Raw genomic sequence first — 24482 nt, forward strand, 5'->3', positions numbered from 1 at the left:
AGGATATCGTCGATCACTGCTGCTACGCCTGGAACAAGCTCATCGACCAGCCATGGCGCATTATGTCCATCGGCATCCGTGACTGGGCCTATCGGTTCTGATCAACGAGACTTGGTATTAGATCATCGAACCGGATATCATAGTCCGATGATCTAACCTCCTGTATTTGCATCGGCTTTCCCGAAAACCGCACTCCACTTTTCGGGTCGATGCCTTACTTCAGGCTCTCTACCGCGAGCTTCGCCACCGCTGCATGCGCCGCTTCGCGCCCCTTGGCGTCGACTTTCGCTCCGGCAAGGTAGACCGCGATCGCGAAGCGCCGCCCGTCGGGCAGGGCGACGATCCCGATATCGTTGGTGGCGCTGTTGATGCCGTCGAGCGTGTCGCCGGTGCCGGTCTTGTGGGCGAAGGTTGCTCCAGTGGGGAGGCCGGCCCGGACACGCTGGGCGTCAGTTGGTGATTTCACGAGGATCTCGGTCAGAAGCCGGTCATGCGCCGGCTCGCGCAGCCAGTTGCCCCTGGCGAGGCCTTCGAGAAAGGCGATCGAGGCCTCGGGCGTAGTGGAATCCCGTACCTCGCCCTTGATATAGCGTTCCAGCGCCACGCGCCGCGTCTCCTTCGGCATGGCCGCGATCGCGGCCTCGAAAGCTTCGTCGTCGATGACCTCGTCCCAGGCGAAGGCCGGCAGCCCGGCGATCTCGGGCTGGAACTCGCGCTCATAGCGGTCGACGGAGATTCCGGCGATGCCGCCTTCGCTCAGCATTGTCGTGACGACCTTCGGCCCGCCGATTCGCTTCATCAGCACGTCGGCGGTGCTGTTGTCGCTTGCGCCGGTCGAGCGGGTCAGAAGATCCGTGACCGTGTAGCCCTGTTCTTCGCCCGTGAAGCCCTTCTTCATCGGGCTCCAATAGAGCGCGAGCTCGTTGCGCTTCACCCGGATCTCCTGGTCGAGCCTGAGCTTGCCGGCCTCGATCGACTGCAGCACCGCGACCGCGAGCGGCAGCTTGAAGACGCTCTGCATCGGGAAGCGCTCCTGCCCGCGATGCGCCAGCTCTTGCGGTCCTTTAGGTCGATCAGCGCGACGCCGAGACGGCCTCTCGCCTCCTGTTCGATGGCCTTGATGCCGCTGTCTAGCCTCGCCCTGTCCCAGTCGGCGAGGGCTGGCGTGGCGATGAGGCAGGCGAGGGCGAGAGCGGCGAATCGCGACATGAAAAATCCCCTGTGGCGGGGCCACAGGGGATCGGGATTGCGGCGCCGTTTGGGCGCGATGCAGGCGGCCTCAGAACTTCAGCCGGCGTGCCCGCTTCACCATCGGGATCTCGTGGATCTTGGCGAGAAGCTCATCCGAGATCGCCTCGTCGACGGCGACATAACAGATCGCATCGCCGCCCGGCTTGTCACGGCCGAGATTGAAGGTCGCGACATTGACCCCGGCCTCGCCGAGCAGCGAGCCGAACTGACCGATGAAGCCCGGCTTGTCGGCATTGCGGACATAGAGCATGTGCGGAGCGAACTCGGCGTCGATGGCGATGTCGCGGATCTCGACGATGCGCGGCTTGCCGTCCTGGAACACCGTGCCGGAGGCATGGCGCGGCATGTCCTCGGCTTCGACGACGATGCGGATGACGCTTTCGAGATTGCCGGCGACCTCGCGGGTCATCTCCTCGACGATGATGCCCTTCTCCCTGGCGATCATCGCGGCGTTGACCATGTTGATCTCGGGCAGGAAGGGCCGCAGCACGCCGGTGATCGCCGCGGCCGAGATCGCCTTCAGGTTGAGATGGGCGACCGCGCCCTCGTACTCGATGCGGATGCCCTTGACGGCGGCCTCGGTGAGCTGCCCCAGGAAGGAGCCGAGCTTTTCGGCCAGCGCCACGAAGGGCTTGATCCGCGGCGCTTCCTCGGCCGAGATCGACGGGAAGTTGACCGCATTGGTGATCGCGCCCTTGAGCAGATAGTCCGACATCTGCTCGGCGACCTGGAGGGCGACATTCTCCTGCGCCTCGTTGGTCGAGGCGCCGAGATGCGGCGTGCAGACGACGTTCTCCAGCCCGAAGAGCGGGTTCGTCTCGGCCGGTTCCGCCGAGAACACGTCAAAGGCCGCGCCGGCGACATGGCCGGACTTGATCAGCTCGGCGAGTGCTGCCTCGTCGACCAGCCCGCCGCGGGCGCAGTTGATGATGCGCACGCCCTTTTTGGTCTTGGCGAGGTTCTCGGCCGAGAGGATGTTCTTGGTCTTCTCGGTCATCGGCACATGCAGGGTGATGAAGTCCGCACGCTTCAAGAGTTCGTCGAGCTCGACCTTCTCGACGCCGAGCTGCACGGCCCGCTCCGGCGAGAGATAGGGGTCGAAGGCGATGACGCGCATCTTCAGTCCGATGCCGCGCTCGGCGACGATCGAGCCGATATTGCCGCAGCCGATCAGGCCGAGCGTCTTGGCGGTGATCTCGACGCCCATGAAGCGGTTCTTTTCCCACTTGCCGGCTTGGGTCGAGAGATCGGCGGAGGGAATCTGACGGGCGAGCGCGAACATCATGGCGATGGCGTGCTCGGCGGTGGTGATCGAATTGCCGAAGGGCGTGTTCATCACGATGATGCCGCGCGCGGTTGCGGCCGGGATCTCGACATTGTCGACGCCGATGCCGGCGCGGCCGATGACCTTGAGGTTTTTTGCCTGCTCCAGGAGCTTGGCGGTGGCCTTGGTCGCCGAGCGGATGGCGAGGCCGTCATACTCGCCGATGATCGCGGCGAGCTTGTCCTTGTCCTTGCCGAGGCTCGGATCGAAGGTCACGTCGATGCCGCGATCCTTGAAGATCTGCACGGCGGCGGGAGAAAGAGCGTCCGAAATCAGGACTTTGGGGGCGGTCATCTTGGGCGCGGTCATGGGGAATACCTCGGTTGCCCGCGCATCAGGGCGGGCCGAAAGGGGAAGGTCGTCATGGCCGCCCTTGCGGCGACCATCCACGTCTTCGCGCGGGGTACAGGCCCGCACCTGGGCAAAACGGCCGGGCCGACCTCAAGGTCATCGTCCTGCATGCCATCGGCGTTGCAAGGCGGGATGGTCGGGCCAAGCCCGACCATGATCGTGAGGTCGGCGCGGCGGCGCTTACGCCGCCTTCTTCAGCGCGGCCTTGGCCTCGTTGAAGGCATAGGTGATCCAGGGCAGCAGCGCCTTGAGGTCGCGGCTCTGCACGGTCGCGCCGCACCAGATGCGCAGGCCGGGAGGGGCGTCGCGATAATGCCCGAGATCGAAGCCGGCCCCGGCCTTCTCGATGATCGACACCACCTGCTTGGCAAACGCCGCCTGCGCGTCGGCCGGCAGCGCCGTCACCGCCGGGTCGGTGAACTTCAGGCAGACGCTCGTGTTCGAGCGCGTCTTCGGCTTCACCGCGAGGAAATCGATCCAGTCGTTCTCGCGCACGAATTTAGCGAGCAGGCGGGCATTGCCGTCAGCGCGCTTCACCAGCCCGTCCAACCCGCCGACCTTCTTCGCCCAGGCGAGCGCATCGAGATAATCCTCGACCGCGAGCATGGAGGGCGTGTTGATCGTCTCGCCGACAAAAATACCCTCGGAGAGCTTGCCGCCGGAGGTCATGCGGAAAACCTTCGGCAGCGGCCAGGCCGGCTTGTAGGTCAGGAGGCGCTCGACGGCGCGCGGCGAGAGCACGATCATGCCATGCGCCGCCTCGCCGCCCAGGACCTTCTGCCAGGAGAAGGTCGTGACATCGAGCTTTGGCCAGTCGAGGCGCTGGGCGAAGGCGGCCGAGGTCGCGTCGCAGATCGTCAGGCCCTCGCGGTCATCGGCGATCCAGCTCGCGTCGACGACGCGCACGCCGGAGGTCGTGCCGTTCCAGGTGAAGACGACGTCGCGATTTTTCGTGTCGACCTTTTTCAGGTTCGGCAGCTCGCCATAGGGCGCGGTGAAGATGCGGGCGTCGCTGAGCTTGAGCTGCTTGGCGACATCGGTCACCCAGCCTTCGCCGAAGCTCTCCCAGGCGAGCATGTCGACGCCGCGCGCTCCGAGCAGCGACCACATCGCCATCTCGACGGCGCCGGTATCGGACGCGGGCACGATGCCGATGCGGTAATCCGCCGGCACCTGCAGGATCTCACGCGTCAGGTCGATCGCGAGCTTGAGCTTGTCCTTGCCGATCTTGGCACGGTGCGAGCGGCCGAGCGCCGCGTCAGACAGGGCTTTGAGGGACCAGCCGGGGCGCTTGGCGCAGGGGCCGGACGAGAAATGCGGCACGCGCGGACGCGCAGCCGGAACAGTATTCGCCATCGATGTCTCCATCCTTACAGATGGGCGCGCCGCGTTGGGGCGGCGTGTCCCGTCGATGGGGGTAGGGGATCAGGGCGGGGGGAGTCAAGGGTGACGTGGTGTGTGAAACGGAGGGCAATATGGCAATGCCAGGGCGTAGCCGGGATTAACAGGGCCAGAGAACCACGGCTGGACATTTAGGGTCGAGTGCAAAGCTCTTCGATGCGCGCGAGGTTGCTCACGCTCACCCGGTGGTACCGCCAGCCGATTGCTCCGCGCTGATCTTTGCTCATCTCTGCTACCCTAGTTCTGAAATCGCCCACGCTCGGTGTGCCCAGCATCCCACGAATTCTCTCGAAGTAAGCCGCAGATCTGGCCCGAGCGAAGATTTCCATCGTTGCCGAGCCGGGCGAGACGAATATGAGAGTTTCCGGCCACCAGGGAGCCCAAGAGCTGGTCATGGCGGCGCGTAGATATAAAACGAAGTCGGCCGACAGCAGATGGCGAAAGTCCAGGCCGACCGCTTGGCACCTCGCTTTGAGAATATCCGCCCGCGCAGAGGTGCGGCCGAGCCGACGGCTGCGGGCTTCAAATGATTCCATATGGTTGTACAGCCTAGTGAAGGGAACCATGTCGTCACCGGCGCGCGTGATTGCTTGATAGTACTCAGTATCTAGAAGATATTGTGCCGCATTAAAGCGCTCGTATTTCAGTAGAGTTCCGATGATATAAAGAAATATTTCATGAACAATGAACTTGAAATTGTCGAATTGATCCGTTTTGTATGAATTCATATTCTCTGGGCGGTCTAGGTAAGGGATCAGTGCCTCGACAAATCTGTGAAGTGATTTCGTACTGTCTTCCGATGGGCTTGCCTTCGCGATGGACAGAAAAATCTCAATCAACTCGTTCCGATACGGGACAAACTGCTCAATGTTTTCGGTCACCTGTTCATCGAAGTCGCCCGAGCCGGGGACGAGCCTGAAATTCTCGAGTTCCCGCACAACCACATCGAAGTAGTCCGACAGCGCCGCAGCGGCATTCTCGCGCCCACTCCGGACAGCATCGAGAGCCCGGCGAAACGCAATTGTTGTGTTGAGCTTCGGCGCATTTGCTTGTGCGAGGAATAGCGGCATGTCGCCGATTTTTGGCTTTACGAACTGAGGTTTGTCCCAAGCCCAACGAACAAGTCGTTCAAACTGCTGGGCATAATCACTATCGTCGGCAAGATTGATATAGATACGGCCCTTGTAATAGATCGGCAGGCACGGCGTGCCATCCTCATTTTTCTCACGGATCACGGCCACAAACTTGCTCTGATCCCTTTTTGCATAAAGCTCTGGCGTGATAATCTGCGCTTCTGTTCCGGCACCGCCTCTGCGGGCGTCTGATTTTTCCGCGTAGGTTTTATCACATATCAGGACCACCTTGGTGACAGTCGGGTCGGACACCATGGATTCCATAAACGCGTTAGCGTCGTGGCCCTCCCGCAGACCCCATTTGTCTAGAATAACTTCAATGCCATTACTTGCGAGTTCATGTGCCAGTTCCAGAACCCATTCTTCATGAGCCGCGGAAGTCCAGCTATAAGAAATGAAGAGCTTAGGGTGCTTGACGGCATCTTGATTCATAAGGTCCTCTTATTACTGGTGCCTCTGATGGGCATGGTGTTTTCGCCCGTGGGTCTCGACGCTCTGCCCACTAGGGCAAATCCAACGTCGAGTGCGAGCGGATCGTACTCGGTATTCCTGCATCTCTCCCTCCGCGCGAGAGTTTTCGGCGAGAAACTCCCAAGACGTGCTCGGGACAAGCCCGAGCACGTCGGTGGAAGGTGTGCGGATGACGGAGCACCGGTCACGCCAGTCCGCCTCAATCCCCCGTCATCGTCATCTCCGCGTCCATTGCCTTCATCTTCGGGTTCGCGGCGCAAAAAGCCCTGATCCTGGCTGCGACATCGGCGGGCGTCCTGTCCCTGGCGGCATGGCCGGCCGGCGGCTTGTGGCCGCTGCTCCTGAGATAGGCGGCGCAGGTCATCTCCGGGTCGGTGATCGCGGCTGATGCCGGGGAGGTGAGGAGGAGGCAGGCGAAGACCGCGACAAGTGCGCGGGAAGGGAGAGGCATGATGGTTGTCCTGAACGGCCGGGCCATGCGGCCCTTTGGCGCCGCTCCTGCACTGCTCGGCCGTGCTGCGCAACGACGCTGACCGACGCCCTGGCCTGCAGACAGGGCATCGCAGAAGGCGAAGGATCTCTGCGCCAGCCGGCTAATCGACCGGCGTGATCGTCGCCGGATCGTCATCGCCGACGCCGCTCTTGTTGACGCGGCGGTCGACGATCCAGTCGCGCAGCGCCGGCGGCGGATCCGTCAGCAGCTTTTCGCCGGCGGAGCCGTCGAGCCAGGCGCCGAAATCGCTGGGGTGAAGCATGCAGGGCATGCGGTCATGCAGCGTCGCAATGCCGGCGACCGGATCGCGCACGATGATCGTGCAGCTGATGATCTCCTGCCCGGTCTCCGGGTCCTTCCAGCGTTCCCAGAGCCCGGCGAAGGCGAGCAGCGCGCCGTCGGCGGCGCTGATGAAATGCGGGGTCTTTTCGCCCTTCGGGCCGGTCCATTCGAAGAAGCCGCTGGCCGGGATGATGCAGCGCCGGCTCCTGAAGGCCGAGCGGAAGGCCGGCTTCGTCGCCACCGACTCGACGCGGGCATTGAAGGTGGCACCGGCCTCGTTCGGCCTGCCCTTGTGCCAGGGCGGGATCAGCCCCCAGCGCGCCGGGATGAGCTCGCGGCCGAGCGGCGTCTTGACGATGATCCGCACCGTGTCGGTCGGCGCGAGATTGTAGTGCGGCTGGAGATTGGCCCGCTCGGCCGGCACCGCCAGCGGCTGGCTGAAGGCGACGATCTCCTCCCAGGTAAAGGCCTGGCTGAAGCGTCCACACATGGCGTCATCCTGCCGACCGGGGAGGGGCAGGATGATGCGGCGGCAGTGGCGCTGTAAAGCGCGGCGCTGACCCTTCCCGGCGCGGGGAGGGGCTCGCGCCCGTTCAGACCTTCTTGTCGGTGATCACGCCTGTCCGCATCGTGCCGCTGGCTTCCAGCTGCTTCCTGATCTCGTCGCGGATCTTGTCGGCGATCTCACCCTTGGCCTTGGGATCGAGCTGGTCGAACTGTTCCTTGGTCAGCCCGAACTTGGCGAGCATCGCGGTATGCATGCGCTCGGCCGGCGTCATCTGGGCGTGCTTGAGGAAATCCGTCTCCGCCGTCTTCTGCGCCGCGGACTTGTCGGCAACCTTGGCAACGGTCTTGAAGGCATCGGCAAGCGATGTCGCCGGCTGGGACGACGAGATTGAAATCGACATGGCAACCTCCGGACTGGTTGCACGCCTCACGCAAGGGGCGGGCCAACGGCGGTTCCGGAGAAGTCGTTACTTTTCAATGCTCTAATGGCTGGCCACCTCGCCGCCACGCGCGAAAATCCGGCAGGCGGGAAGAAACTGCCGGGCAATTCCTTCCCGGGGAGATGCAGGGAATCCCTCGCCCTGATCGAAGTCGGGTGTTCCCGACTTCGATGCTTCTGGGAGCTGATCTCGGGCAGGACCGAGATCAGAGCGAGGGGGAAGCGGGCGCCGTGCGCCTGGCTCAGACGCCTTTCAGCTTGGCGTTGCACTGGCTGTAATAGCCACCACCCTTCTGGATCCATTTCAGGTCGCCATTGCCGCCACTGGCCTTGTTGAGGTTGTACTGGTCGTTGCAGGTCTTGAAACGCTGCTTGCCGGCGGTCTCGGAGGCGTATTTCGGGTCGACCTTGGTCGGGAAGACAGCGTTGCCCATGGCGGCCGGTGTGGCGGCGCTTGGCTTCGCCTGAGCCGGCGCAGCGGCGGGCGCTGCCATCGGCGGCTTCGGCTGGGCGGCCGGGGCAGCAGCCGGCGTCGCGGCAGCCGGGGCGGCGTCGCTGCACTGGCTCTTGCGGAAGTCGTTCCAGGATTGGCCGCCCAGTGTGTTGGCGGACTTGGCGGTGTTATATTTTGTGCTGCATTCCTTCATCGTCAGGGCCTGGGCCGGAGTCGCCGCCGGCAGGACGAAGCCGCCCGCGAGCGCAAACAGGCCGAGGGCAAGCGCAGTGCTGGTCTTGGTCATGGTCATCGTCTCCTGACGGGGCATGCCCGTCGGCGGAACCTGGGCCGGGCGAGCGCATCCCATCCCGGTCAGGCCTCCGGAAACGAGATTATTCCTCGGAAAATGAACGGTCCATGAGGGATTCTGGCGCCGTCGATCACGGTTCTGAACTTGGCTGCCCATACGTCCGGTATGGCGGCGCCCGGCACGAGGCCGGGCATGTCGGGGAAAGTCCCCCAGTGTTCCACGCCACCGTCTCCCGCACGGAGAAGGCAGGGGCGTCGCGGCCTGTCGTACCGCCAACAGGCTTGACCGCGCCGCTTCCGTCTCGTCCATGGGGCCAAACCAGCATTCGGAACCGGAGACGGACATGGCCAGGAAGACGCCGGAGCAACTCACCAAGGAGTTCGAGGGCCGCAAGGCGAAGGGGCTGGCCAAGGGCGGTGCTGCCTATTGGCCCAATGTCCTGGCGAACGCGGTGCTGAAGCTCGCAGCGAGCGGCTACGAGATCAGCCTCGCGGCGCTGACCGAGCAGCTCTCCAGGGATGCCGAGGCGCAGGACGTCACGCTGAAGGCGGGTGCCGCCGAGGCGATCGCGCGGCTGGGCCAGGCGGTGGCGCGGGCGACGGAGGGGTAGGCGTCCTCAGCGGTTCCCGTCCGCGAGCCTGCTTGCGTCGGGATGCCGGCGCAGCCGCCACATGGCCCAGCAGCCGGCGGCGGGGCCAAGCGCCAACACCGAGAAGGCCGCCGTCCAGCCGAAGGCCGAGACGAGATGCGGCACCAGGTGAATCGAGGCAAGCGTCACCAGGAAGCCGGCGCAGGTCTGCGCCGTGATCATCGTGCCGACCAGTGAGGGCTCGGCGAGTTCGGCGACGCTGGCCGAGAACTGGGCGGAGTCGGCCACGGCCGAGATGCCCCAGAGAATCGCGACGAGAGCCAGAATGACAGGGGCTGCCGCGAGCCAGCCGATTGCCAGCGCGCAGGTGCCACTCAGCGCCATGGCGCCGATGGTGACCGCGGTGCGGCCGAGCCGGTCGGCGAGCCAGCCGCCGAGCCAGGCGCCGAGCGCACCGGAGGCGACGGCGAAGAAGGTCAGCAGCGCGGCGGAGCCGTGCCCGGCTTGCGGGTCGCGGCCGGCGGCACTCTGCTGCAGGAACACGCCGAGCCAGGCCCACATGGCGTAGAGCTCCCACATGTGGCCGCAATAGCCGGCATTGGCGAGCCGCAGCGCCGGATTGCGCCAGGCATGGGCGAACTGGCCGAGATCGAGGCCGGCGCGCCGGACGAGATGGGGCCCAAGCCCGGCGGGCAGGATCAGAAGAGCGCCGCACAGCGTCGAGGCGGCGGCGCCGAGATAGATGCCGCGCCAGCCGATGCCCTCGAAGGCTCCGAGCAAATGCGGGCTCGCCGAGCCGATGACGAGGGCGCCGACCAGGAGGCCGATCAGCAGACCGAGGTCCCGGTTCGCCCAGGTCGCGGCGATGCGCATGCCGACCGGGTAGATGCCGGCCATGCACAAGCCGGTCAGGACCCGCAGGGCGATCGTCACCGGCTCGACCGGGGGCAGCAGCGCCAGCGACGCGGTCAGCGCGGCCGCCACCGCCCCGGAGAGGGCGAAGAGGCGGCGCGGGTCGAAGCGGTCGGCCAGGCCGAGCAAGCTGCTCGCGAGCGTGCCGAGGACGAAGCCGGCCTGGACGGAGCTGGTGAGCAGCACTTCGCTCAGCGGTTCGAGCGGCTGCTCCCGCCGGATCGCCGCGATAGCCGCGGCCGAGGCGAACCAGGCCGCCATCGCCAGGGTTTCGGCCAGGAGGAGAAGGGCCAACCCGCGCGTCTTCGCCGCATGCGGGGTGGCGGTGCCGCCGAGAGTCCGGAGTCCAGGATGCATCGTTCACCGGCCTTCTGCGCCCGACAGAACCATCCGGCGGCGCCTTTCCGTCTCCTATAGTATACGTATGACTTCTATAGAAGACGACTCGGGCCTGGCGCGTCATTTTTTCGGTTCGAGCCTCTTGAGCGGATAGGCGAGACGCCGGAAGAGCTTAAGTCCCGCCTCGAAAGCAGGTCACTGAGAGGCCATGCGTTCCCAGAGCCCAGACGACCCCAACCAGGCTATCGCCGCCCGCATCCGGATCGAGCGGGACACGCGCGGCTGGTCGCTGGCCGATCTTGCCGAGCGTTCAGGTGTCTCGAAGGCGATGATCAGCAAGATCGAGCGTGGCGACGCGAGTCCGACGGCGACGGTCCTCGGGCGGCTGTCGGGCGCTTTCGGCCTGTCGCTCTCGGTGCTGCTGGCGCTGGCCGAGCGCTCGGAGGACCGGATCAGCCGCCATGGCCATCAGCCGGTCTGGCAGGATCCGGAAACCGGCTATGTCCGCCGGACGATCTCGCCGCCCTCCGGAGATATCCTCGAGCTGCTGCAGATCTCGCTGCCGCCCGGTGTGCGGGTGCCGTATCCGGCCGCCGCCTTCCTGTTCCAGCGCCAGCAGATTTGGGTGCTGCAAGGCCAGCTCGAATTCCGCGAAGGCGGCGTCACCCACGCCCTGCAGCAGGGCGACTGCCTGCAGCTCGGGCCGCCGGCGGATTCGTCCTTCTTCAACCCGGGCGCGGGCGAGAGCGTCTATCTCGTCGCCCTCGTCCGGAGATAGCCCAGGTTTCTAGATCATCGGACCGGATTTCGTATCCGGTCCGATGATCTAACCTTTCCGTGTTTGCATCGGCTTTGCCCCGAAAACCGCAATCCACTTTTCGGGTCGATGCTTTAGGCCGCCCGATGCCGGGCCGCCGCTGCGCGCTGCTCCTGCGTGCGGAAGGCCGCGACGAGCTGGTTCAGCCGCTCGATCTGGCTGAGCAGGGTCCGGGCCGAGGCCGCGCTCTGTTCGGCGAGCGCCGCGTTGCTCTGGGTGATCTCGTCCATGTGGCTGACCGTCTGGCTCATCTCGTCGATGCCATTGGCCTGTTCGCCGGAGGCGACGGCGATCTCGTTGACGGTGCCGGAGACACGCATGGAGGCGTCGACGATCTTTTCCAGCGTGCCGCCGGCGAGGCGGACGAGCCGGACGCCCTCGGCGACCTCGGCATCGGAGGAGCCGATCAGCCCGGTGATGTCCTTAGCGGCTTCCGCCGAGCGCTGGGCGAGCGCCCGGACCTCGGCTGCAACCACCGCAAAGCCGCGCCCGGCATCACCCGCACGCGCCGCCTCGACCGCGGCGTTGAGGGCGAGAAGATTGGTCTGGAAGGCGATGCCGTCGATCACCGTGGTGATCTCCGAGATCTTCTTCGAGGCCTGCTCGATGCGCGTCATGGCCTCGATCGCGTCGCTGACGATGGTGCCGCCGGTGCGGGCAACGGCGGCGGCGTCGTCGGCCAGCGCAACCGAATCACGCGAAGACTGGGCCGAGGTTTTCACGGATGCCGCGAGTTCTTCGGTGGTGGCAGCCGTCTGTTCGAGCGCGGCGGCCTGCTCTTCGGTGCGCCGCGACAGGTCGTCGGCGCCGGACGCGATCTCCTGCGAGGAGGTGGCGATCGCGCCCGATGTCGCCTTGATGGTCGTGACCATCTCGCCGAGCTGTTCCATGGCGTGATTGAAATGGCTGCGCAGCAGCGCGTATTCGGGCGGCATCTCCGCATCCATGCGGAAGGTCAGGTCGCCCTTGGCGAGCGCGGCCATGCCCTCGCTGACCAGGCTGACGACCCTGTCGCGTTCGGCCGCCTTGGCCTGCTCGACGGCGCGGGCTTCCGCCTCGACCTTGAGGCGGGCAGCCTCGGAGGCTTCGAGATAGACCGAGATGGCATAGTCCATGTCGAGCAGGGTCGCCTTGACGATGGCGGTGATCTCGGCGGCACGCTCTTCGGCGCCTTCGATCTTGCCGCCGAAGCGGCCCTTCGGCCAGCGCGCTTCCAGCACCTTGCCGATCAGCTGCTCCAGTAGCAGGGCATAGCCGCCGATATACCAGCGCGGCTCCAGCCCGATCCTGGCGTGGACCTTGCCGACCGTGGTGACGGCGGCGACATAATCCTCGTCGAGCTGGCCCCTGGCGATGCGGTCCCAGTAACCGAGCTGCTTGCTCTTCGCGTGCTCGATATGGGCGTCGCTGCCGAAGAAGACGCGGGTTTCGGGGAAGGCGCGGACCTGCGCATAGAAGGCGCCGAGCGCATCCGGCAGGGCCTCGAGCAGCGTCTCCTCGACATCGTGGATGCGCCGCAACGCGTCCGGACCGAGCTTCATGAAGTCGCGCCGCCGGGCGAGATCGTCGGATGGTGCCATAGCCGTTTACTCAAGCCTGATGCGCCGAGCCCCCTCGGCACGCCTGAGGGAAACTCGGCGATGGCTGGTTAACAACCGAAGAACGATCGCGGCGCTCCCCTGCGGTCCGGAGCGTCTGTGGTCCTATGCCGCAGGACCGTTCGTTACGCCGACGCCCGCGACAGGCGCGGGTCTTGGTTGCAAGCGGCCCGCCGCAGGCCTTCGTAGCGCTCGAGGAAGGCTTCGACGGGCAGCGTCCGGAAATCGTCAAGCGCGGCGCGCAAGGCGGCGTGATCCCAATCCCACCAGGACAGCGCGATCAGCCGCTCGGCGATGTCTTCGGGAAAGCGCCGGCGGATCGATCTGGCCGGGTTGCCGGCGACGATGGTGTAGGCCGGCACGTCCTTGGTGACGACGGCGCCGCCGGCCACGACGGCACCCGTGCCGATCGAGCGGCCGGCGAGCACGATCGCGCCATGGCCGATCCAGACATCGTGGCCGATCGTTACCGGCGTCGAGCGCCGCCAGGCGAAGAAGGGCGCGTCGTCCTCGGCATCGTCGAAATAGGCACTGGCGCGGTAGCTGAAATGCGACTGGCTTGCCCGCTGCATCGGGTGGTTGCCGGGGTTGATGCGGGTCATCGCCGCGATCGAACAGAATTTGCCGATTGTCGTGTAAATGACATTCGAGTCGTTCACGACATAGGAGTAGTCGCCCATCGTCGACTCGACGAAGGAGGTGCGCGCGCCGATTTCGGTGTAGCGCCCGAGCGTCGCCTGCCGCACGTGAGCGGTCGGGTCGATCACAGGTTCAAGTCCGAGTTTCTTGCCCGCCATGTCATCATCCTCTCAAGATCTGCTGGACCCCTCTGCAGCCGTGGCGGCTGCAGGATCGGGTGTCTTGGTGCTGGTGGTTGGCCCGTCCGGAGCGGGCAAGGACACGCTGATGGATGCCGCCCGTGCCGCGCTGGCGGGCGATGGCCGCTTCGCCTTCGTGCGCCGCCTGATCACCCGTCAGGCCATGGCCGGAGCCGAGGACCATGACAGCTGCAGCGCGGCCGAATTCGACGCGGCCGAAGCGCGCGGCGAACTCGCGCTGAGCTGGCGGGCCCATGGCCTCTGCTACGGCATTCCAGCCGTGGCGCTGGCCGGCATCGCGGGCGGGCAGGTGGTCATCGCCAATGGCTCGCGTCGTGCCGTTCCGGCGGCCGAGCGTCTCGCCGGGCGGGTGACGGTGGTCAACATCACCGCCCCGAACGGGGTCCTTGCCAGGCGGCTGGCAGCGCGCGGACGCGAAAGCGAGGCCGATATCCGGGCCAGGCTTGCCCGCGAGGTGCCGCTGACGACCGAGCGCGCGCAACTGGTCTCGATCCAGAACGACCGGACCGTGGCCGAGGCGGCTGGCGAGTTCGTCGCCGTGCTGACCGCGCTCAGCCCGCATCGCTGATCAGGCCAGCGGAAAGCTGTCGAGCAGGCGGAAGCGGCCTGCCCGTGTATCCTGCTTGAAGAGCGCGATGCGGTCGATCACGGCGGGCTTCGCCGGAACGGCCTGTGCATACGCAGCGCTGAGGGCGAGCTGCACCGGGGCACCGAGAGCAGTCGGCAGCGAGCCGGTCAGCGTCATGTGGAAACGGAAGGCGTCGCCGACATAGGGATAGCCATAGGCTTCGAGATAGGCGCGCTGGGCCGGGGTCAGCGGGTGCTTGAGGCGCCGCGCCATGTCGGCCTCGGCCAGCGGAGCGCGAAACGGCTCGAAGGCCTGGACGAGGGTGAAGGCGAAGCGTTGCAGCGCCGGGCTTTCGGCCGAGGGGGTCAGCGCGATGAAGGAGCCAAGCGCGGTGATGCTCAGGCCGTCGAGCCGGACGCTCTCGAGGCCTGCGGCATAATTATGGGCGAAGGCGCGCAACTGGCCTTCGCTGCGACCGGCAGCCAGCTCGAAGGGTGCCTTCAGCGTGGCGTGGAAACCGTAGCGGCGCGGCTCCTCCGTCAGGGTCGGCCATTGGCTGTCATCGCAGCCGGGCGGCACCAGGGCGGGAATTTCCGCGCCGGTGACGGCGTCATAGCCCAGCACGGCGCTGCCGAAGCGCCAGAGGGCGCTGTCGGCGGCGGGGGCGTAGTAGAGAGCGTAGCGCGGCGTGCTCAAAATGCGCGCTCGCCCTTCGACCAGACGGCGGCGATCACCGGTGTCGCACCGAGTGCCTTGAAGCGCACCAGGTCGGCGCGCAGGCCAGTCTTGAGATGGCCGCGATCCTTCAGGCCGAGGATGTCGGCGACCTTCCAGGTCACCATGCCCATGGCCTCCGGCAGCGTGATGCCATGGCTGGCATGGAGCTTCAGCACGGCCTGCAGCAGGCTTGCCGGAACGTAATCCGAGGAGAGGCCGTCGAGCAGGCCCTTCTCGGCCAGTTCGGAGACCGAGACACCGCCGGAATGCGAGCCGCCGCGCACGACGTTCGGCGCGCCGGCGATGGTGGCAAGCCCGCGCTGCTTCGCGGCCGCCGCCGCCTCGATCGTGGTCGGGAATTCCGAGATCACGGCGCCCGACGCGACGCCGGCCTCGACATGATCGACTGTGGTGTCGTCATGGGTTGCGATCGGGATGCCGCGCGCCTGGAACATCTCGACCACTGCGCTCCAGTTGCGCGGCACATTGGCCTTGCCCTCGGACTGGCGGACGGCGACGTCCTCCTCGAACTCGACCTCGGTCTTGCCGTTGCCGAGCGCATAGGTGCGCAGGTGCTGGATGTCGCGCCACTGGCGCTGGCCGGGCGTGTGGTCCATCAGGGAGACGAGCTGGACGAGATCATCCTCGCGATAGGGCTCGATGTCGCGCATCAGGTCCGGGCTGGTCAGTTCGCAGCGCATGTGGATGCGGTGGTCGATGCGGAAGACACCTTCGGCCTTGCCTTCGCGCAGAGCCTTCATCACGTCGGCGAAGATGTCCTTGCGGTAGTCCTTGGCCGAGAAGGGCGTGCCGGCGCAGACCGCGTCATAGACGGTGGTGACCCCGGATGCCGCCATCTGGGCGTCATGGACCAGCGCCGCTGCGAGCCCGTTCGGCCAGAACACCTTGGGCCGGGGCATGAAGTGCTTTTCCATGTTGTCGGTATGCATCTCGACGAGGCCGGGCGCGACATAGTCGCCGCCGATATCGATCGCGCCGGGCAGTTGCGAGCGGCCCTGGTCGACAGCGGTGATCCCGGTCGCGTCGAAGGCGATCGTGCCGGTGACGACCTCGTTCTCCAGGATCAGCTTGGCATTGGTGAGAACGGTCTGCATCAGGCGGCCTTCCGGAATGCGGTGATGTCGAGATAGCGGGTGGCGACGCGCTCGCGCACCGCCTCGTCATGGAAGATCCCGACGATGGCGGCCCCGTTTGCGCGCGCCTCGCCGATCAGGTCAACTACGACGTCGCGATTGGCGGCATCGAGCGAGGCGGTCGGTTCGTCGATCAGCAGGATCGGCGCCGGATCGACGAAGGAGCGGGCGATGTTGACGCGCTGCTGCTCGCCGCCGGAGAAGGTGGCGGGCGCGAGATGCCAGAGCCGCTCGGGCAGGTTCAGCCGGGCGAGAATCGCCTTGGCGCGTGCGCTCGCCTCATCAGCGGAGACGCCGCGCGCCAGCAGCGGATCGCGGACGATGTCGAGCGCCGAAACGCGCGGGATCACGCGCAGGAACTGCGAGACGAAACCGAGCGTGCGCCGGCGGATATCGAGCACCGTGCGCGGCACGGCCGCGACGATGTCGATGGCCCGGCCGGCATGGGTGATGTGGATATGGCCGGAGCTCGGCCGGTAGTTGCCGTAGAGAATGCGCAGCAGGCTCGACTTGCCGGCACCCGAGGCTCCGGCCAGGACGAGCGCCTCGCCGGCCTCGACGCTGAAATTGACATTGTCGAAGACAGGCAGCCGGACCCCGCCCTGGTTGTGCAGGGTAAAGGCCTTGGCGACGTTCTCGACGTGAATCATCGTGGTCATGATCGGGATGCCTTGCGCGGTTCCGGTGACGCGATTGTGACGCTCATACGCTCAGCACGGCCGAGGTGAGCAATTGCGTGTAGGCGTGATGGGGGTCGTCCAGGACCTGATCGGTCAGCCCCTGCTCGACGACACGGCCGTCCTTCATCACCATCAGCCGGTCGGTGAGCAGGCGCGCGACGGCGAGGTCATGCGTGACGATGATGGCGGCCAGACCGAGATCACGGACCAGCACGCGCAGCAGATCGAGCAGCCGGGCCTGCACGGAAACGTCGAGGCCGCCGGTCGGCTCGTCCATGAAGACGAGTTTCGGCTCGGAGACCAGAACACGGGCGATCTGCAGGCGCTGCTGCATGCCGCCCGAGAACTGGCGCGGGCGATCGTCGATGCGGTTCTCGGCGATCTCGACGCGGGTGAGCCAGTCGAGCGCGCGCTCGCGGATCTTGCCGTAATGCCGGTCGCCGCGGTCCATCAGGCGCTCGCCGACATTGCCGCCGGCGGAGACATCCATGCGCAGGCCGTCACGCGGGTTCTGGTGCACGATGCCCCAGGCCGTGCGCATCAGGCGGCGGCGATCCTGCTCGGCGACCGAATAGATGTCGAGCGGCTGGCCCGAGCCGCGGAACAGCACCTCACCTTCGTCCGGCGGGTCGATGCCGGCAAGGCAACGGAGCAAGGTCGATTTGCCCGAGCCGGATTCGCCGACGATGCCGAGCACCTCGCCCGGCCAGAGATCGAAGGAGACATCGGCGCAGCCGATGCGCTCGCCATAGAAGCGGCTGACGCCGGAGACCGAGAGCAGCGGATCGGGATCTATGCCGAGATCCTGCGGAGAGACATGCTGGGTCATGACTTCGAAACCTCGTCCTTGGCCTGCTTGTCGTCGACGAGATGGAGGGCCGATGCGTCGGCCAGCATCGCGCCGCGATGGCCGTCAGCGCGCCGTGTCTCGCAATGGTGGCTGTCGGAGCAGACGAACATGCGCCCGCCGTGGTCGTCGGTGACGACTTCGTCGAGATAGGAATCGGTCGCGCCGCAGAGCCCGCAGGGCTCGTTCCAGCTCTGGATGCGGAAGGGATGGTCCTCGAAATCGAGGCTGCGCACGCTGGTATAGGGCGGCACCGCATAGATGCGCTTCTCGCGGCCGGCTCCGAAGAGCTGGAGCGAGGGCGACATATGCATCTTCGGATTGTCGAATTTCGGGATCGGCGAGGGCGCCATCACATAGCGGCCATTGACGTCGACCGGATAGTCATAGGTCGTCGTCACCTCGCCGAAGCGAGCGATATTCTCGTAGAGCTTGACCTGCATCAGCCCATATTCGGCCCAGGCGTGCATCTTGCGTGTCTCGGCCTCGCGCGGCTCGAGCTTCCGCAGGGGCTCGGGCTGCGGCACCTGGTAGACCATGATCTGCCCGGCCTTCAGCGGCGCCTCCGGGATGCGGTGGCGGGTCTGAATGATCGTGGCCTCGTCCGTCGCCTCGGTCGTCTTCGCATCGGCGGTGCGCTCGAAGAAGCGGCGGATCGAGACGGCGTTGGTGGTGTCGTCCGCGCCCTGGTCGATGACCTTCAGCACATCGTCCGGGCCAATGATCGCGGCGGTGATCTGAATGCCGCCCGTGCCCCAGCCGCGCGCCAGCGGCATCTCGCGCGAGCCGAACGGAACCTGATAGCCCGGTACCGCGACAGCCTTGAGCAGGGCGCGGCGGATCATCCGCTTGGTCTGCTCGTCGAGATAGGCATAATTATAAGCCGGCTTCGTATCCTCGTCGGGGACGATCTGATGCAGGGTCATTCCGCGGCCTCCGGCAGGGTGTCTTGCGTCTCTTGGGCCTGGGTCTCTTGGACCTGGGTCTCTTGGGTCTCGCGCGCCAGGCGCTGTTCGCGCTCGCGGCGGATTCGGCGGATCAGTTCGAGCTCGCCCTGGAAGTCGACATAGTGCGGCAGCTTGAGATGCTCGACGAAGCCGGCCGCCTCGACATTGTCCGAGTGGTAGAGCACGAACTCGTCCTGCTGCGCGGGATACTCTGCCGCCTCGCCGAACTCGCGTGCCTTGAGCGCACGATCGACCAGCGACATCGACATCGCCTTGCGCTCGGCATGGCCGAAAGCGAGGCCATAACCGCGCGTGAACTGCGGCGGCACATCCTTGGTGCCGTTGAACTGGTTGACCATCTGGCATTCGGTCAGGGTGATCTCGCCCAGATCGACGGCGAAGCCGAGTTCCTCGGGCACGAATGCGACGCTGACCTCGCCGACGCGGACCTCGCCGACGAAGGGATGCGAATTGCCGTATCCGCGCTGCACGGAATAGCCGAGGCCGAGCATGAAACCCTCATCGCCGCGCGCCATGGCCTGGAGCCGGACATCGCGATCGGCGGGGAAGGAGACCGGCTCGCGGGTGAGATCGAAAGGACGGGGATCGCCCTCCGGCGGCTCCTCTGCCTCCATCAGGCCTTCGGCGCCGAGAATGTCGGGCACGCGCGGCATGGTGGTATCGAGCGGCGCCCTCTCCTTCTCCCCCTGCGGGAGAAGGTGCCCCAAAGGGGCGGATGAGGGGGCGCACTGGTCTGACTCGTTGGCGGGTTTAGCAAGCAACGCGTCGGCAGCGTCGCGCGACCCCTCACCCCGACCCTCTCCCGCAAGGGGAGAGGGGGCGCGTCGCGGTTCTTCTTCCATCAGCGCGAAATCGAACAGGCGGTGGGTGTAGTCATAGGTCGGGCCAAGCACCTGGCCACCGGGCAGATCCTTGTAGGTGGCAGAGACGCGGCGGCGGATCGCCATCTGCGCCGTGTCGACCGGCTCCGACGAGCCGAAGCGCGGCAGGGTGGTGCGGTAGGCGCGCATCAGGAAGGCGGCTTCGATCGCGTCGCCCTGCGCCTGCTTCAGCGCCAGCGCGGCGAGATCGGCGTCGTAGAGCGAGCCCTCGTTCATCACGCGGGCGCAGGCGAGCCCCATCTGCTCGCGGATCTGCGCGACGGACAGCTCGGGCACGGCCTCGTTGCCGCGGCGGGCTTCCGCGATGAGATCATGTGTGGCGAGGATGGCAGCTTCGCCACCCTTGACGGCGACATACATCAGCGGGCCTCCAGGATCTGCGTCGAGCGCGGCAGGCCGATGATCGTCTCGCCATGGCTCAGGATAAGGTCGATGCCGAGGGGGTAGTGCGCGGCATTGGCCGCGACCTCGGCCCAAAAGCCGGGGCGCAGTCCCTTCGGTGCAATCGCGCAGCGTCCGGCGATGCCCGGGCCGGTCAGCGTCACGGCCTCGCCGCCCGCGAGGCTGGCGCATTGCACGATCACGCTGGTCGAGCGATCCGGGAACTGGTCGCTGCCGGGGCTGAATGCGGAAAGCGCCGGAGCGGTGCTGGTGCCGTTCAGCACGGCGAAGGCGGCTTCAGCCGGGCTATCGACCAAGGTCGCGCCGCAATGGAAGCGCAACCAGGCCCCGGCAGGCCCCGCCCGCAGATCGGCCGGCAGCCAGATCGGCGTCTCGTAATCGGCGAGGGTCAGCAGGCCGATGGCGGTTGCCGGTTCCAATCCGGCAGGTGCGGCAAAGCCGTTTGCGACGTCCTGGATGAGACCGGGCTCCGACAAGGCGCCGAGCAGGGCGCGGAAGGCGGTCTGGGACTGGAAGACCGGGTCGGAAAAGCCCGTGCCAATGTGTGTGTCGTCCTGCATCACGCGCCCCGGACCAGAGTGAAGAAATCGACCTTGGTGGCTGCAGCCTTGCGCGAGGCGAGGGTGCGCGCTGCCTGCTGGCGGGCTGCAAGCTCGGCGACGCCGCTGCGGAGCGGCCCGGCTTCGCCTTCGCGCTGCAGCAGCCCGTCGATCACCGCGGCTAATCGCGCTTTCCGGCCGTCGCGACCGAGAGCGTAGGAAAAACCCATCGTACCGTCGCCAAGGCGCACGACGCAGCGCGTCACGGTGGCTTCGCCGAGATTGAAGCGGCGTCCCGCGCCGCCGGCGCGACCCTCGACCATCACGGTCCCGGTTTCGGGTGCCTTCAGCACGTCATGGTCGGGCAGGGCGCTGAGCCCGCCGGCGAGGCTCTCGATCTCGGCGCGAGAGGCCCGGGCGAGGATTGCCAGCCAGTGCTGTCGTGGAGTTGTCCCGCTCATCTCAGGTCGCTCTCTGGTCAGGGCTTAATGTCTAGACTATGATAGGAGTGTTGCGAGGAAAGGTCTATACATTTTGGATGAAGCTTTGATGACGGATGCCCATGCAGCCAGCCAGGCCGGCGAAGCCGCCACGGCATGGCGGCGTATCGCGGACGAGATCGAAGCGGCGATCGGGCGCGGCGAATACGAGACGGGCGCGACGCTGCCCTCTTCGCTCGCGCTGGCCGAGCGCTATGGCGTGCACCGGCACACGGTTCGGCAGGCCTTTCGGCATCTCGCCGATCGGGGGTTGGTCAGCGTCTCGCGCGGCCGCGGGACGCAGGTCACGGCGCCGCGCTTTCCCTATCGCATCGGCCGGCGCGTCAGCATGCGGACCAATTTCGGCGCGGCCGGCATCGCTGTGGCTGGCTCGATCCTGGGTGCAGAGATCGTCAGGGGCGAGGCGGAATCCTGCGCGGCCCTGCGATTGGAGGATGGGGCGCCGCTCTGGCGGATCGAGACGCTGAGTCTGGCCGGTGGTGTGCCGGTGAGCACCGGCGTGCATCTGCTCTCGGCCAAGCGCTTCCCGGATTTCGACAAGATGCTGAGCCGGGCCGGCTCGTCGATCACCGCAGCCTTCGCCGCCTGCGGCATCCCGGATTATGTGCGGCTCTCGACACGGCTTTCGGCGCGGCTCGCCAGCGAGCGCGAGGCGCTGCTGCTCAGGATCGAGCCCGGCGCCGCTGTCATGCTCTCCACAGCGGTCGATGCGCTGCCTGACCTGACCCCGATCCACCTGATCGACGGCATCTTTGCCGGCGAACGGATGGAAATGGTGGTCGAGCCGTTTGCGGACTTTCCTTCTCCCCTTGCGGGAGAAGGTGGCGCGTAGCGCCGGATGAGGGGTCGCGCGACGGCTTTTGAGTTGCGCTTGTGATGAGCGGAGAGCGGAGAGGACAGCGCGACCCCTCATCCGTCTCGGCTGCGCCGAGCCACCTTCTCCCGCAAGGGGAGAAGGGAAGGTCGGTCACACCGCGCGCTTGCCGATGATGGCGAAGCGCAGCTTGCTGGACAGGAAGTCGATCGCGGTCACGGCGGCAAGCACGAGCAGGATCAGGAACGAGACCTGCTGCCATTCCAGGGTGCGGATGGTCTCGGCGAGATAGAGGCCGATGCCGCCGGCACCGACGATGCCGATGATGGTCGAGGAGCGGGTGTTCGACTCGATGTAGTAGAGCACCTGGCTGGCGATGACCGGCAGCACCTGCGGGATCAGGCCGAAGCGGATCTCGTGGAGCTTGCCGCCGCCAGACGAGGTCACGCCCTCGACGGGCTTGCGGTCGGCGGATTCGATCGCTTCCGAATAGAGCTTGCCGAAGGCGCCGAGATCGCTGGTCATGATCGCGAGCATGCCGGCGAAGGGGCCGAGGCCCACGACATTGACCCAGATCAGGGCCCAGATCAGCGCATCGACGCCGCGCACGGTGTCGAGCGAGCGGCGCGCCAGGAAATGGATGACGCGGTTGGTGACGACGTTCTTGGCCGCGAGGAAGCCCAGCGGGAAGGCGAGGATCGCGGCGAGGATCGTGCCGAGGAAGGCGATGGCGATGGTCTCGAACAGCGCTTTCACGAAGATCACGGCGCGGGCGGCGGAGCCGGGGTCCGGCGGCAGCATCAGCACGACGAAGGTGCCGAGATTGCCGATGCCGGTGAGGATCTTCCAGAGCGAGACTTCCAGTGTCGTCAGCCCGTAGAAGAAGAGGCCGAGCAGGCCGGCAACGACCGCGATGGTGGTCAGGCGCGTCTTCAGCGAGCCGTCGATGGCGCCCTGATGGCGACGGACGAGATCGGTGCGCTCGGTGGCGGTGAGGGCGAGGCTCATGAGCGGTGCTCCAGGCTGAGCAGGGCGTGGCGCAGGCGCTCGGTGCCGTAGTCGATCAGCATGACGGTGACGATGATCAGCAGCAGGATGGCGCTGACATCGGTGAAGTAGAATTTGCGGATCGCCTCGATCAGATCCTGGCCGATGCCGCCGGCCCCGACGAAGCCCATGATCGAGGCGCCGCGGACATTGATCTCGAAGCGCAGCAGCGCGTAGCTGGCGAAATTGGAAAGCACCTGCGGGACGACGGCGAAGCGGATCGTCTGCCACCAGCCCGCGCCTGTCGCGGCGAGGCCGTCGACCGGCTTCATGTCGATGTTCTCGACCACCTCGGAGAAGAGCTTGCCCATCGTGCCCATGGTGTGGATCGCGATGGCGAGCACGCCCGGCAGCGGGCCGAGGCCGAAGGCGATGACGAAGATCAGCGCGAAGACGATCTCCGGCACGGTGCGGCAGAATTCGAGGAAGCGGCGGGTGGCCCAGCGCAGCCAGCCGGCACGGCCGAGATTGGCGGCGGCGGAAAAGCAGAGCAGGAAGCCGCCGACAGCGCCCAGCACGGTGCCGACATAGGCAATCAGCAGGGTCTGCCAGAGCAGCTTCAGCCAGCCGTTCAGGCCCCAGTACCATTCCTTGAGATCGGCGCCGAGTGTCGCGAGGTGCAGGGTCGGCAGGGTCTCGAGGATGTATTTCGGGAAGCGCCAGGCGTTCGCGGCGAATTTCGCGAGATCGACCTCCGAGCCGATCGCGGAGAGGGCGACGCAGGCGATGAAGATGGCGGCGCCGAGCAGGGCCTGGCGGCGCTTTGCGCCCATCTCGCGCCGATAGAGATCGGCGTGGCCGCGAATGGCGGGGTCGTTGCGATCGATCGTCAGGGTCATGATGGTTCCGTCGCGGGGTTCGCCAGTCGCGGCGGGACGCCACTCCGTCATGGCCGGGATAAGCCCGGCCATGACGGTCGGTGGGTAAGCGCTTACGAGGACTTCTTCTTGCGGAGCGCGTCGACGAACTTGTTCAGTTCGATGATCGGGTCGTAGGCCTTGTTGTCGACGGCGACGAGCGGGCCCTGCTTGCCTTCATAGATCTTGTCGAAGGCGACCTTGTCCTTGGTGGCGAGGTTGAGGACGGCGTCGCGGATCGAGGCCTTGAGCGGCTCCGGCAGGTCGGAGAGATAGGCCATCGGCGAGTTCACGATCTGCTCGGACTTGTAGATGATCCGGAAATCGTCGGCCTTGACCATGTTCTTGCGGGCCATGCGCTGCAGGTTGGATTCCTGCTCGTCGTTCCACCAGTTGGCGGCGATGTCGACGGTGCCCTGGCCGAGCGCGATGACCGCGTTCTCGTGGCTGCCGGTGTAGACGACCTTGCCGAAGAAGGTCTCGGGCTCGATCTTCATGCCGTCGAGCACGAAGCGCGGCACATTGTTGCCGGAGGTGGAATTGGGATCGACGAGGCCGAGATTCTTGCCCTTCAGGTCCTCGATCTTCTGATAGGGCGAGTCCTTCTTCACGTAGAAGACGGAGTGATAGCCCTTGGTGCCGTCGAGATTGGTCTCGATCGCGAAGGCATCGACCTTGGCGCCGGTCATGCGGGCGCGGGCGAAGGAGGCGGGGCCGTACATGCCGATATGGATGTTGCCGGCGCGCTGGCCTTCGATGATCGCGGCATAGTCGTTGGCGATGCGCAGCGTCACCTTGGTGCCGAGTTCCTTCGCGAGGTAGCTGACGAAGGGGGTGTAGCGCTCGACGACGCCAGACGCGTTCTCGGACGGGATGATGGCGAAGACCAGCTCCGGATACTTGGCCTTCCAGTCCTGCGCGAAGGCGGGAGCGGCGAGCGTCGCGGCAAGGCCGGCGGCGGCGAGCGTAAGGGTATGACGACGGGTCAGCATGGTTTGCTCCTGTTGAAGGCTGTA

Annotated in this window: 26 protein-coding genes; 4 read left to right on the plus strand and 22 right to left on the minus strand. The window is 66.1% G+C overall.

What is annotated here, in order from left to right; translation table 11 throughout:
- Positions 1-214: 214 nt before the first annotated feature.
- The 8 genes from bla to FG93_RS24325 all read right to left on the minus strand — a co-directional run bounded on the left by bla (position 215) and on the right by FG93_RS24325 (position 8392).
- The gene (bla, locus tag FG93_RS24285) at positions 215-1234 is read right to left on the minus strand and encodes a class A beta-lactamase (protein WP_280114159.1); all 1020 of its coding nucleotides are present in this window, start codon (positions 1232-1234) and stop codon (positions 215-217) included.
- Between the two features lie 45 nt (positions 1235-1279).
- On the minus strand, positions 1280-2869 hold the full coding sequence (serA, locus tag FG93_RS24290) for a phosphoglycerate dehydrogenase (protein ID WP_043239711.1): 1590 nt from the start codon (positions 2867-2869) through the stop codon (positions 1280-1282).
- Between the two features lie 237 nt (positions 2870-3106).
- Positions 3107-4282 carry a phosphoserine transaminase gene (locus FG93_RS24300; protein WP_043239713.1) on the minus strand — a complete coding sequence of 392 codons (1176 nt, stop codon included), beginning with the start codon at positions 4280-4282 and terminating at the stop codon, positions 3107-3109.
- 176 nt (positions 4283-4458) lie between these two features.
- Complete coding sequence (locus FG93_RS24305; RefSeq protein ID WP_043239652.1) at positions 4459-5892, minus strand: SEFIR domain-containing protein; 1434 nt, start codon at positions 5890-5892, stop codon at positions 4459-4461.
- A 238-nt stretch (positions 5893-6130) separates the two neighbouring features.
- Entirely contained in the window at positions 6131-6382 is a 252-nt protein-coding gene (locus tag FG93_RS24310) for a hypothetical protein (RefSeq protein ID WP_043239653.1), read from the minus strand.
- A 142-nt stretch (positions 6383-6524) separates the two neighbouring features.
- Positions 6525-7196, minus strand: a complete 672-nt coding sequence (locus tag FG93_RS24315; RefSeq protein ID WP_043239656.1) for an SOS response-associated peptidase — start codon at positions 7194-7196, stop codon at positions 6525-6527.
- A 103-nt stretch (positions 7197-7299) separates the two neighbouring features.
- Positions 7300-7614 (minus strand): hypothetical protein, encoded by a 315-nt coding sequence (locus FG93_RS24320; RefSeq protein WP_043239658.1) that lies wholly within the window; start codon positions 7612-7614, stop codon positions 7300-7302.
- 280 nt (positions 7615-7894) lie between these two features.
- The gene (locus FG93_RS24325; RefSeq protein WP_052514155.1) at positions 7895-8392 is read right to left on the minus strand and encodes a hypothetical protein; all 498 of its coding nucleotides are present in this window, start codon (positions 8390-8392) and stop codon (positions 7895-7897) included.
- Between the two features lie 349 nt (positions 8393-8741).
- Here FG93_RS24325 and FG93_RS24330 point away from each other — a divergent pair, with 349 nt between their 5' ends.
- A complete protein-coding gene (locus FG93_RS24330; RefSeq protein ID WP_043239660.1) occupies positions 8742-9008 on the plus strand; it encodes a hypothetical protein in 267 nt (88 codons plus the stop codon).
- A gap of 6 nt (positions 9009-9014) precedes the next feature.
- Here the strand turns inward: FG93_RS24330 and FG93_RS24335 are convergent, their stop codons facing one another.
- Positions 9015-10256, minus strand: a complete 1242-nt coding sequence (locus FG93_RS24335; RefSeq protein WP_052514144.1) for an MFS transporter — start codon at positions 10254-10256, stop codon at positions 9015-9017.
- Positions 10257-10446: 190 nt separating this feature from the next.
- Here FG93_RS24335 and FG93_RS24340 point away from each other — a divergent pair, with 190 nt between their 5' ends.
- A complete protein-coding gene (locus FG93_RS24340; RefSeq protein ID WP_043239662.1) occupies positions 10447-11016 on the plus strand; it encodes an XRE family transcriptional regulator in 570 nt (189 codons plus the stop codon).
- Between the two features lie 113 nt (positions 11017-11129).
- Here FG93_RS24340 and FG93_RS24345 read toward each other — a convergent pair whose 3' ends face one another.
- Positions 11130-12635 (minus strand): globin-coupled sensor protein, encoded by a 1506-nt coding sequence (locus FG93_RS24345; protein WP_043239664.1) that lies wholly within the window; start codon positions 12633-12635, stop codon positions 11130-11132.
- 143 nt (positions 12636-12778) lie between these two features.
- Complete coding sequence (locus FG93_RS24350; RefSeq protein ID WP_043239666.1) at positions 12779-13450, minus strand: chloramphenicol acetyltransferase; 672 nt, start codon at positions 13448-13450, stop codon at positions 12779-12781.
- Positions 13451-13514: 64 nt separating this feature from the next.
- On the opposite strand from FG93_RS24350, the gene phnN reads away from it, so the two are divergent.
- Positions 13515-14060 (plus strand): phosphonate metabolism protein/1,5-bisphosphokinase (PRPP-forming) PhnN, encoded by a 546-nt coding sequence (phnN, locus tag FG93_RS24355; protein WP_052514145.1) that lies wholly within the window; start codon positions 13515-13517, stop codon positions 14058-14060.
- On the opposite strand, the gene FG93_RS24360 is transcribed toward phnN, so the two are convergent.
- The 8 genes from FG93_RS24360 to phnG are packed head-to-tail and all read right to left on the minus strand — an operon-like array spanning position 14061 to position 20709.
- Positions 14061-14756 carry a DUF1045 domain-containing protein gene (locus tag FG93_RS24360; protein ID WP_244448720.1) on the minus strand — a complete coding sequence of 232 codons (696 nt, stop codon included), beginning with the start codon at positions 14754-14756 and terminating at the stop codon, positions 14061-14063.
- Positions 14753-15892: an alpha-D-ribose 1-methylphosphonate 5-triphosphate diphosphatase gene (locus FG93_RS24365; RefSeq protein WP_043239670.1), complete on the minus strand. Its 1140-nt coding sequence runs from the start codon at positions 15890-15892 to the stop codon at positions 14753-14755. The genes FG93_RS24360 and FG93_RS24365 overlap by 4 nt, the downstream gene beginning before the upstream one ends.
- Positions 15892-16590 carry a phosphonate C-P lyase system protein PhnL gene (phnL, locus tag FG93_RS24370; protein ID WP_043239672.1) on the minus strand — a complete coding sequence of 233 codons (699 nt, stop codon included), beginning with the start codon at positions 16588-16590 and terminating at the stop codon, positions 15892-15894. Before phnL ends, FG93_RS24365 begins: the two co-directional genes overlap by 1 nt.
- Positions 16591-16633: 43 nt before the next feature.
- Complete coding sequence (phnK, locus tag FG93_RS24375; protein WP_043239721.1) at positions 16634-17407, minus strand: phosphonate C-P lyase system protein PhnK; 774 nt, start codon at positions 17405-17407, stop codon at positions 16634-16636.
- 29 nt (positions 17408-17436) lie between these two features.
- Positions 17437-18384, minus strand: a complete 948-nt coding sequence (locus FG93_RS24380) for an alpha-D-ribose 1-methylphosphonate 5-phosphate C-P-lyase PhnJ (RefSeq protein WP_052514148.1) — start codon at positions 18382-18384, stop codon at positions 17437-17439.
- Positions 18381-19667, minus strand: coding sequence for a carbon-phosphorus lyase complex subunit PhnI (locus tag FG93_RS24385; protein WP_081881815.1), 1287 nt, complete (start codon positions 19665-19667; stop codon positions 18381-18383). Before FG93_RS24385 ends, FG93_RS24380 begins: the two co-directional genes overlap by 4 nt.
- A complete protein-coding gene (gene phnH / locus FG93_RS24390) occupies positions 19667-20269 on the minus strand; it encodes a phosphonate C-P lyase system protein PhnH (protein WP_043239673.1) in 603 nt (200 codons plus the stop codon). Before phnH ends, FG93_RS24385 begins: the two co-directional genes overlap by 1 nt.
- Positions 20269-20709 (minus strand): phosphonate C-P lyase system protein PhnG, encoded by a 441-nt coding sequence (phnG, locus tag FG93_RS24395; RefSeq protein WP_043239675.1) that lies wholly within the window; start codon positions 20707-20709, stop codon positions 20269-20271. Before phnG ends, phnH begins: the two co-directional genes overlap by 1 nt.
- 88 nt (positions 20710-20797) lie before the next feature.
- Between phnG and phnF the strand changes: the two genes are divergently transcribed.
- Complete coding sequence (gene phnF / locus FG93_RS24400) at positions 20798-21580, plus strand: phosphonate metabolism transcriptional regulator PhnF (RefSeq protein ID WP_052514149.1); 783 nt, start codon at positions 20798-20800, stop codon at positions 21578-21580.
- Positions 21581-21715: 135 nt separating this feature from the next.
- Here phnF and phnE (FG93_RS24405) read toward each other — a convergent pair whose 3' ends face one another.
- The 3 genes from phnE (FG93_RS24405) to phnD form a co-directional block, all read right to left on the minus strand.
- On the minus strand, positions 21716-22570 hold the full coding sequence (gene phnE / locus FG93_RS24405) for a phosphonate ABC transporter, permease protein PhnE (RefSeq protein WP_043239677.1): 855 nt from the start codon (positions 22568-22570) through the stop codon (positions 21716-21718).
- Positions 22567-23448 (minus strand): phosphonate ABC transporter, permease protein PhnE, encoded by an 882-nt coding sequence (phnE, locus tag FG93_RS24410; protein WP_043239729.1) that lies wholly within the window; start codon positions 23446-23448, stop codon positions 22567-22569. Before phnE (FG93_RS24410) ends, phnE (FG93_RS24405) begins: the two co-directional genes overlap by 4 nt.
- Before the next feature lie 92 nt (positions 23449-23540).
- Positions 23541-24458, minus strand: coding sequence for a phosphonate ABC transporter substrate-binding protein (gene phnD, locus FG93_RS24415; RefSeq protein ID WP_043239730.1), 918 nt, complete (start codon positions 24456-24458; stop codon positions 23541-23543).
- Between the last annotated feature and the right edge of the window lie 24 nt (positions 24459-24482).

The organism is Allobosea sp. LC85 (assembly GCF_000735605.1).
In the GTDB taxonomy this organism is placed as follows: domain Bacteria; phylum Pseudomonadota; class Alphaproteobacteria; order Rhizobiales; family Beijerinckiaceae; genus Allobosea.